Source organism: Arthrobacter sp. (assembly GCF_031988865.1).
Taxonomy (GTDB): Bacteria; Actinomycetota; Actinomycetes; order Actinomycetales; family Micrococcaceae; genus Arthrobacter_B.
Window position 1 is genome coordinate 1 of record NZ_DALZXY010000117.1, and the last position, 8,046, is coordinate 8,046.

Annotated in this window: 10 protein-coding genes; 6 read left to right on the top strand and 4 right to left on the bottom strand. The window is 65.5% G+C overall.

Annotation, left to right across the window (positions count from 1 at the left end):
- The 3 genes from RTN46_RS15455 to RTN46_RS15465 form a co-directional block, all read left to right on the top strand.
- A partial coding sequence (locus tag RTN46_RS15455; RefSeq protein WP_312182711.1) for a hypothetical protein occupies positions 1 to 425 on the top strand: 425 nt, incomplete at its 5' end.
- Positions 316 to 897, top strand: a complete 582-nt coding sequence (locus RTN46_RS15460; RefSeq protein WP_312182712.1) for a hypothetical protein — start codon at positions 316 to 318, stop codon at positions 895 to 897. The genes RTN46_RS15455 and RTN46_RS15460, both read left to right, overlap by 110 nt.
- Before the next feature lie 134 nt (positions 898 to 1,031).
- On the top strand, positions 1,032 to 1,688 hold the full coding sequence (locus RTN46_RS15465) for a class I SAM-dependent methyltransferase (RefSeq protein WP_312182714.1): 657 nt from the start codon (positions 1,032 to 1,034) through the stop codon (positions 1,686 to 1,688).
- A gap of 22 nt (positions 1,689 to 1,710) precedes the next feature.
- On the opposite strand, the gene RTN46_RS15470 is transcribed toward RTN46_RS15465, so the two are convergent.
- A complete protein-coding gene (locus tag RTN46_RS15470; RefSeq protein ID WP_312182716.1) occupies positions 1,711 to 2,265 on the bottom strand; it encodes a thioesterase family protein in 555 nt (184 codons plus the stop codon).
- A 125-nt stretch (positions 2,266 to 2,390) separates the two neighbouring features.
- On the opposite strand from RTN46_RS15470, the gene RTN46_RS15475 reads away from it, so the two are divergent.
- Positions 2,391 to 2,603, top strand: a complete 213-nt coding sequence (locus tag RTN46_RS15475; RefSeq protein ID WP_312182717.1) for a DUF2945 domain-containing protein — start codon at positions 2,391 to 2,393, stop codon at positions 2,601 to 2,603.
- A 138-nt stretch (positions 2,604 to 2,741) separates the two neighbouring features.
- On the opposite strand, the gene RTN46_RS15480 is transcribed toward RTN46_RS15475, so the two are convergent.
- Both RTN46_RS15480 and RTN46_RS15485 read right to left on the bottom strand, forming a co-directional pair.
- Positions 2,742 to 4,187, bottom strand: coding sequence for an amino acid permease (locus tag RTN46_RS15480; RefSeq protein WP_312182719.1), 1,446 nt, complete (start codon positions 4,185 to 4,187; stop codon positions 2,742 to 2,744).
- Positions 4,188 to 4,439: 252 nt separating this feature from the next.
- Positions 4,440 to 4,907 (bottom strand): DUF3237 domain-containing protein, encoded by a 468-nt coding sequence (locus tag RTN46_RS15485; protein WP_312182721.1) that lies wholly within the window; start codon positions 4,905 to 4,907, stop codon positions 4,440 to 4,442.
- 157 nt (positions 4,908 to 5,064) lie between these two features.
- Here RTN46_RS15485 and RTN46_RS15490 point away from each other — a divergent pair, with 157 nt between their 5' ends.
- Both RTN46_RS15490 and RTN46_RS15495 read left to right on the top strand, forming a co-directional pair.
- Entirely contained in the window at positions 5,065 to 6,375 is a 1,311-nt protein-coding gene (locus tag RTN46_RS15490; protein ID WP_312182722.1) for an MFS transporter, read from the top strand.
- Between the two features lie 50 nt (positions 6,376 to 6,425).
- Positions 6,426 to 7,364 (top strand): LysR substrate-binding domain-containing protein, encoded by a 939-nt coding sequence (locus RTN46_RS15495; RefSeq protein ID WP_312182724.1) that lies wholly within the window; start codon positions 6,426 to 6,428, stop codon positions 7,362 to 7,364.
- A gap of 29 nt (positions 7,365 to 7,393) precedes the next feature.
- Here the strand turns inward: RTN46_RS15495 and RTN46_RS15500 are convergent.
- Positions 7,394 to 8,046, bottom strand: a 653-nt coding sequence (locus RTN46_RS15500; RefSeq protein WP_312182726.1) for a M20/M25/M40 family metallo-hydrolase, incomplete at its 5' end; no start/stop codon positions are given.

Below are 8,046 nucleotides of genomic sequence, written 5' to 3' on the forward strand. Positions count from 1 at the left end.
CGGCTGACCTGAAGCCGTATTCCACCACGGGAACGTCCACTGGTGCTCAGGAGTGGCGCGGTGCAGGAGCAGCGCTCGCCCCCCTCGAGGCACTCGGTATCGTTCCGGCAGGCAGTGGCGCAAAGCTGGCTGTTGCCGCCGACAAGCTTGAAGGCCTCGAACGCCTGGTTGTAGGTATCGACATTGGACTCAAGGGCAACCCTGCCGCTCCGCAGCACACCACCAAGTTTGGAACCGTCGTTTACCAGGGCGGCCTGGTGTACGGCTCGGACGCCGTGGCTGGCGGCCTCGGAGAGCTGAGCGCCAAGGCCCGCCTTGGCCGACGGCGCCCACGCCGCGGCCGCCGGCGTCGAACAGCTCTACGCCGGAGCAGGGCAGCTGTCCGCAGGAGCGCAGTCGCTCAACCAGGGCTTGACCACCCTTGAGGACGGCGCTTACACCCTCGCTGAAGGCAATGCCAAGCTCGCCAACGGTGCCGGAACCCTCTCCACCGGCCTGGGCACCCTCGAAGCCGGCGCCTATTCCCTCTCTGACGGCAATGCCAAACTGGCCGACGGCACGGGCCGCCTGCTCTCCGGTTCGGACTCCCTGAACGAAGGCATGGGCAAGCTTGACGCCGGCGCAAAGACCCTCAGCGAAGGCACCACCACGCTGAAGACCGGCGCGTCCGACCTCGCTGACGGCAACGGTAAGCTCGCCGACGGCACCGCCACCCTGGCCAGCGGCAACGGAGAGATCTCCGCCGGAGCCGACACCATGATGGAACGCACTTCCGCCATGACCCCGGGACAGATCTTCAAGTCCCCCGCCATCCTGGCGCTCCTAATCCCGGTGGCACTGCTGCTGATCCCGCTGGCCCTGCTGATCTCGGCCCGCAGCCGCCGCTCACAGCACTAGATGTCGCAGTACAACTAGGAGCGGCGCGCGGATAAGCGCACCACCGACGGCGAAAGGCCGGGAACCGATACCCAGGGGGGACGGTTCCCGGCCTTTCTTTCGCCCGCTTCCGCTCCGGACGTAAAGTTCATTGCATGCATGACCATTCAGCGCTGCCCCCGCCGCCCGGTCACTTTTGGGACGGCTTCTACCGCGAACGCGATCAGGTCTGGAGCGGAAACCCGAATGCCCTGCTGGTCCGGGAGGTCACCAGTCTGAAACCTGGCACTGCCCTGGAACTTGGCTGTGGTGAAGGCGCGGACGCCGTCTGGCTGGCCCTGCAGGGTTGGCAGGTCACCGGGATCGACATCTCCGCCGTCGCGCTGGAGCGGGCCGCGGCCCACGCCAGGGACGCCGGCGTCGAACACCTGGTGACCTGGGTGCAGGCAGACCTCGCCGAGTGGGCGGCAGCCGAACCGGGCACCGACCCCGGCTATGACCTGGTGTGTGCCCAGTTCCTGCACTCCCCCACCGAGCTTCCGAGGGATACGATCCTGCACCGGGCCATGGCCTCCGTCGTCCCGCGCGGACGCCTGCTCGTCGTCGGGCACGAGGATTTCCCGCCGTGGTCCAGGCATCCGGCACCGGAGCCGCCGCTGCCTACGGCCGTCGAACTAGCCGCTGCGCTGGAGCTCGAGGCACACGGCTGGATAGTGGAAACGGCCGAGCCTGTCCCCCGCACCGTCGAAGGGCCGGACGGCGTGCAGGCGGTCCTGAATGACAACGTGCTGCGCGCCCGGCGAGGCGTCTGAGGCTGGTTCGGGCGTCGCTGTCCTAAGCGGCCCAGGCGTGCGGTGCCGGCCGCCGGGTGCCGGGCAGGGCAACGCTCTCACGCCAGTCTGCAATCCATTCCGGAAGAACCATATCCTCCGGCGGGCGCCGTCCGGCGGCCGCAAAGATCTCCTCGTTCGTCACCGGCCCCTGTTTGGAGACCATCCGGGTGGCGATGAAGGCGCTGGCGTAAATCTCGCCGTCGGCCACCATTCGCTGCTCGAAATAGATGGCGCGGTCATCGAAGCCGATGATCCGGGACTCGATGGTGTAGCGCTGCCACGGTGCCAGCGACTTGCGGAAGCTGATGGTCTCGTTGCTGACCACGGGGGACCACCGGTTGCGGCGCATCTGCGCCCAGAAACCACTGCGGATCATCAGGTCGAACCGGCCCAGGTCCATCAGCGAAAGGTACATGCCGTTGTTGACGTGGTTGGCGATGTCCAGGTCCGTCGGCAGGACCCGCATCGGCAGGGAGGAAGTGCCGAAGATGTCTAGTTTCGGCCGCCGGCGGCGGGCGGTCAGGAGCAGCAGCATCGTGCGGAAGATCAGGTGCATGCAGCCTATATTACTCGTCAGTAACTTAGTTGCCTAGGTTCTGTCGCCTGGATCGGCTCCCGTGGCGGACCGATTCCGCCAATTACTCGTTACACGGATGCCTGGGCGGTGTTATGACAGTCGCCATGACTGATCATCTAAGGGTTGGCGACCGCGTGCGGTGGAACTCGCGCACCGGGGCCGTCACGGGGGAAATCACCGAAGTCCACACCTCCGACTTCGAATTCATGGGCAGGCGCCGGCTGTGTTCGGAGGATGAGCCACAGTACAAGGTCCGCAGCGACCGGACGCAGCTGCATGGAGTGCACCGGGCAGGCGCGCTGCTCCGGCTTTCCTAGCGGGAACCGGCACGCGGCCAGCGCTCCTGTCCGGATGCGGCGGTCCCCGCGGCTGGAAACCGCAACGGCGGCCTCTCCGTTGGGGGAAGCCGCCGTCGGGCGTGTCACTGTTGTTCTGCTGCCGCGGCAGCGTGCCGGCTAAGAGCCAGACCGCGCCTTGGCCCGGATCTTCGCCAGGACGTGCGCTTCGGCGTCCGGTCCGGCCTTGATGCCGGTGGGAACCCGGAAGAAGAAGATCATGCCGATCACCCACCAGGCACCGAACAGCAGCCAGGGTTCCATCCCCAGCACAGCGGGCATGCCCGGCATGTAGAGGCTGAAGAGCGCAGCACCGAAGATGGTGGCCAGGACACCGATGACGATGCCGCCCTTGCCCTTGCCGCCGACGCGCAGCGGACGGTCCATTGCCGGTTCGCGCCGGCGCAGGACCAGGAAGGAAACTGCCACCAGAGTGTAGGCGAGCACGATGCTCGGAGCCCCGGAGTCGACCAGCCAGCCGAGCATTTCCGCACCGCCGAACGGAGCCAGGAAGCTCAACGCACCGATGAACAGGAGCGAGTTATGCGGGGTGCCGTACTTCGGGTGCAGCCGGCCGAACCAGGCAGGCAGCATGCCGGCACGTGCCAGCGAGTACATCAGGCGGGAGGCCCCCATCAGCAGCGAGTTCCACGAGGTGAGGATGCCGGCAATGCCGCCGGCAATGAGGATGTTGGCCATCAGATCCGAATTGAACATCGCACCGACGGCGTCGGCAGTGGCGATGTCGGTGCCGGCCAGGGCTGAGGCCGGCATCGCGGAAGACGTGGTCAGGACCACCATGACGTACCAGATGGTTGCCATCACGACCGAGATGACAACCAGTTTGCCGACCTGCTTCGCCGGGACATTCGCCTCTTCGGCGGACTGCGGAATCACGTCGAAGCCGATGAACAGGAAGGGCACCACCACCAGCACGGCGAAGAAGCCGTTCATCCCGCCGTGGAACCAGGGCTCCATGTTCGCTGCGCTGCCGCCGGTAAATGCGCCGGCGATCATCACCAGGCCGATGGCCAGCAGGAAGATAACGACGAACGTCTGCACGACGCCGGCTTCCTTCACGCCCCGGATGTTGATGGCGGTAATAACGACGGCGGCGACGGCACCGACGAGGGCCCAGGTCAGGTGGACCTCGAAGCCAGCGACGGTCCACAGCGGGATCTGGCTCAGGTTGGGGAAGATGTACTGCACGGTTCTCGGCAGGGCCACGGCTTCGAAGGCCACGATGGTCACGTAGCCGCCGATGATGGCCCAGGATCCGATGAACGAGGCACGCGGTCCCATGGCCCGGATGATGTAGTTGTGGGCTCCGCCGGCTCTTGGCATTGCGGAGCACAACTCGGCGTAGGTCAGCCCCACGATGGCCATGATCACGCCGCCGGTGACAATGGCAAGTACGGAGCCCATGGTGCCGGCTGAGGACAGCCAGTCTCCGGTCAGCACAACCCAGCCAAAGCCGATCATGGCGCCGAAACCGAGGGACAGGACATCGATGCGTCCGAGGACCTTTTTGAGCGAGGGTTCGGTTTCTGTCTGAACTGCGGACACGCCGACACCCCCTTTCTGTCTAATCTGCCCAGATTGGGCTGCCCGGAGAACGGACGTGGGTGAGCCCCGGGCAGCTCATGTGAATCCGCACACGGGGAAGATAGCCCGTTTACGGTACACGCCACAGGCCGCTCAGTCATAGTTGGAACAGGTGTGGTCTGGCCACGCTTAGGTCACGGTTCGGGTGAATCTCCCTGCATGCGTTATGCCTGATGCCGGTGGGGTCACTCCAGCCACAGAGGCCGCAATGGCCTACTCCACCACGCTGATATCCAGCCGAACCTCATCCGGGAGCCGGATGCCGGTGCCAACGAGGACTCGACTGGACAGCCACTCCCACACTCCGCCCGCAGGTGCTTCGATGCGCGGTGTGCATCGGAAGTAGATTCGGGCAGGATCCACCGGCTCGCCCCGCAGCAGCGCCGATATATCCGCCTCGCTGCCGGTGCGCAGGCCAAAGTTGTTCACGTAGAGCCTCTCACCGCTGTCTGTCTCGAGCACATACTTCGCCTCCAGCTCCGTAAGGGTGGAACTGCGCAGGATCTGGAAATCTGCGCCGGCCGGGAGCACAGTTCCACGCAGCTGCGGGCCTTCGACCTTCCCGCCCAGGATCGGGATGACGCGCCGCAGCCCGGCGGAAGTGCGGCCGACTTCGATTGGCTCGCCCACCTGGACAGAGATGGTGGCCAGGAACGTCAGTGAAAGCTCGGAGAAACTCATACACACGACGCTAGCGGTTACATCATCGTCCGCGCGATGACGATTTTTCCACCATCCGAGGCCGCTTAAATGCCGTTGACCTTCTCAACTATTGCTTCGATAGTGGGATCATTCTGCCTGCTCAGCGGCAGAGAGTCCGCGCTGCGATGGAGGAGCAATGAGTCCCACGGCCACGAACACCGAAACGACCAGCGGGGTCAGCGCCGGCAAACGGCGGCGCGACCTTGTGGCCGTGAACATCGGCAACACCTTGGAATGGTTCGACTGGAACATCTACGCGATCTTCGCCCCGTTTTTCGCCGCCCAGTTCTTCAAAACGGACAATCCCGTTTCCGCGCTGCTTTCCACACTGGCGATTTTTGCCGTCGGGTTCCTGATGCGGCCGGTCGGCGGCTGGCTGTTCGGCCGGATAGCAGATGAAAAGGGCCGTCGTTTCAGCCTGACCCTGGCGATCGCCCTCGCTGCCCTAGGCAGCCTGATCATCGCAGTGGCACCGAACTTCGACTCGATTGGAGTGTTCGCGTCCATCCTGCTGCTGGCCGCCCGCCTTATCCAGGGCCTATCGCACGGCGGGGAGACCGGTTCGGCGTTCACCTACCTGGCTGAAGTCGCTCCCGAGGGCAGGCGCGGCCTGTGGGCATCCAGCCCCTGGATCGGCGTCGGAATCGGATCCATGCTGGCCACCGGACTCGGGGCGTTCCTCACGGCAGCGCTCTCCAAGGAGGAGATGGCTGACTTCGGCTGGCGCATCCCCTTCGCCATCGGCGCCCTGCTTGGCCTCTATGCCATCTACATCCGCCGTACCATGACCGAATCCTCCGTCTACGAATCAAGCAGTGCGGCAGAGACCGAGCGCGAATCCGGGCTGCGCTGGACGCTGCGCCAGCTCGCGGCCAACCGCCGCGGCACCCTGCAGATCGTGGGCCTGACCATCAGCGGCGTCGTCGCGTTCTACACCTGGTTCATCTTCGCTCCCGGCTACGCCGTCTCGGTACATGGCATGGACCCGACGGCGGCACGCGTGGCCGGGCTCTGCGGCCAGGCGGTCTTCCTCATCGCAATCCCGCTGATGGGCGCGGCCTCAGACCGCTGGGGACGCCGTCCGGTGCTGCTGGTGTTCAGCATCGGTTTCATCATCGCCGCCATTCCGCTGGAATTCGGCCTCAGTTCCAGCCCGGTTTCCCTCTTCGCCACGGTTGCACTGGCCTCCATCCTGCTGGCGGCAAACTGTGCCCCGCTGGGCGCGGTATTCGCCGAGCTGGTGCCCACACGGCTGCGGGCAACCCTCATCGGAATCGCCTATGCGACGTCAGCGGCCATCTTCGGGGGCACCGCACCGTACCTGAACACGTGGCTCTCCAGCATTGGGATGCATGTGGTATTTGTTATCTACATCATGGTCCTGTGTGCGGTCAGCACCGCAGTCATCCTGACCATGCCCGAGACCCGGAACCGGCGCCTGGACTAGTCCCGTCCGCCAAGGCGATACCACCCGGCCCAGCACCGAGGCGGTATCCAATGAGCCAGTTCACTCTGCGGCAGCTGCGCTACTTCTGCGCGATCGCCTCCACCGGAAGCATCAGCGCAGCTGCCGCCCAGGAACACGTCTCCCGTTCGGCCATCGCCGCGGCACTGGACGAGCTGGAACGTGCCCTCAAATCCCAGCTCTGCACACGGCACAAGTCGCACGGAATCGTCCTCACCACCACAGGGCAGCACATCTTCGAGCAGGCTCTGTCCCTGCTGAGATCCGCAGAGAACCTTGAAGCATCCGCCGGCGTCCACGACCTGATTGGGCCGCTCGCTGTCGGCTGCTACCCCTCATTGGCGCCGACCGTTCTGCCGCAAATGGTCAAGCACTTCGACCGGCTGCACCCGGACGTGGAGCTGAGCATCCATCCTGCTGATCAGGGCACCCTGCTGAAGCAGCTGAAGTCCGGGGACCTGGAACTGGCCATCATGTACAACATGCATCTGGACCGGAGGGTGGAAACCGCACCACTGTATGACACCGCCATGCACGTGATCCTTGCCGCCGGGCACCCGCTCGCCGAGTCCGGCGTCGTGCGGGCCAGGGACCTCGTGAACGAACCGATGATCCTGCTCGATGCCCCGCCCAGCGTGGATGACATCATGGGCTATTTCTCGGCGCAGGGACTCTCTCCCATGGTCCGGCACCGGACCCGGCATTTCGAGCTTGCCAGATCGCTCGTGGCCCAGGGACTGGGTTACTCGCTCTTCATCCAGCGTCCGAGGAACCCGTCAAGCTATGAGGGGCTTCCGGTCCTGGCCCGGGCTCTCGACCCCCAGCCGCATCTGGAACGGGTTTCCGTGGTCTGGCCCGCGGGACGCACGCTTTCCGGCAAGGCCCGTCGCTTCATCGAGCTGGCGCAGCAGCACGTGGCCTCCTACGCTCCGGAGCCCCTGTACACGGTACCGGCCGGCAGCCGGGACTAACCGGCTGGCGGCCGCTCCGTGAACCAGCCCTAGGTCAGCCGGTTGAACGCCAGCTGGGCGAGGGCGGCAGCCTGATCGGCCAGCACGGAATCATCGAACAGCACCCGCGGGGAGTGGTTCCACGCCGCGGTGGTCGGATCAACATCCGGCGGGGTGGCGCCGAGGAACAGGAAGGCACCGGGGATCTTCTGCAGGACGAGGGAGAAATCCTCCGACCCCATCAGCGGGTCCCGGGACTGGATCACCCGCTCCTCACCAAAAAGCTCACGCAGGTCCCGAATGGCCTCGAAGGTCCGTGACGGGTCGTTCTCCGTCATCGGGTAGAGGATCTCGAAGCTGACCTCGGCGGTGCAGCCGTGCGCCGCAGCGATGCCGTCCGCGAGCGCCTTGGTCTCCACAATCAGCCGGTCCACAGACTCGGCGGAGAGCGTGCGGACGCTGGCCCCCAGCCTGGCGGTGTCCGGAATAACGTTGATGGCGCGCCCGGCCTCGAGCTGGGTGACGGTCAGGACAATCGGATCAAACACGGAGAACTTCCGGGTGGCCATCACCTGCAGCGCGGCAGCGATCTCCACGAGGGCCGGCACCGGGTCCAGGGCGTTGTGCGGCTGGGAGCCGTGGCCGCCGGAACCGTGCACGCTGATGCGAAGTTCATTGGCGCCGGCCATCAGGGTGCCCGGCC

Excerpts from the sequence above, each read along its gene's own strand:
- RTN46_RS15465 (WP_312182714.1), top strand. The coding sequence starts at position 1,032 with ATGCATGACCATTCAGCGCTGCCCCCGCCGCCCGGTCACTTTTGGGAC.
- RTN46_RS15470 (WP_312182716.1), bottom strand. The coding sequence starts at position 2,265 with ATGCACCTGATCTTCCGCACGATGCTGCTGCTCCTGACCGCCCGCCGC.
- RTN46_RS15475 (WP_312182717.1), top strand. The coding sequence starts at position 2,391 with ATGACTGATCATCTAAGGGTTGGCGACCGCGTGCGGTGGAACTCGCGC.
- RTN46_RS15485 (WP_312182721.1), bottom strand. The coding sequence starts at position 4,907 with ATGAGTTTCTCCGAGCTTTCACTGACGTTCCTGGCCACCATCTCTGTC.
- RTN46_RS15490 (WP_312182722.1), top strand. The coding sequence starts at position 5,065 with ATGAGTCCCACGGCCACGAACACCGAAACGACCAGCGGGGTCAGCGCC.
- RTN46_RS15495 (WP_312182724.1), top strand. The coding sequence starts at position 6,426 with ATGAGCCAGTTCACTCTGCGGCAGCTGCGCTACTTCTGCGCGATCGCC.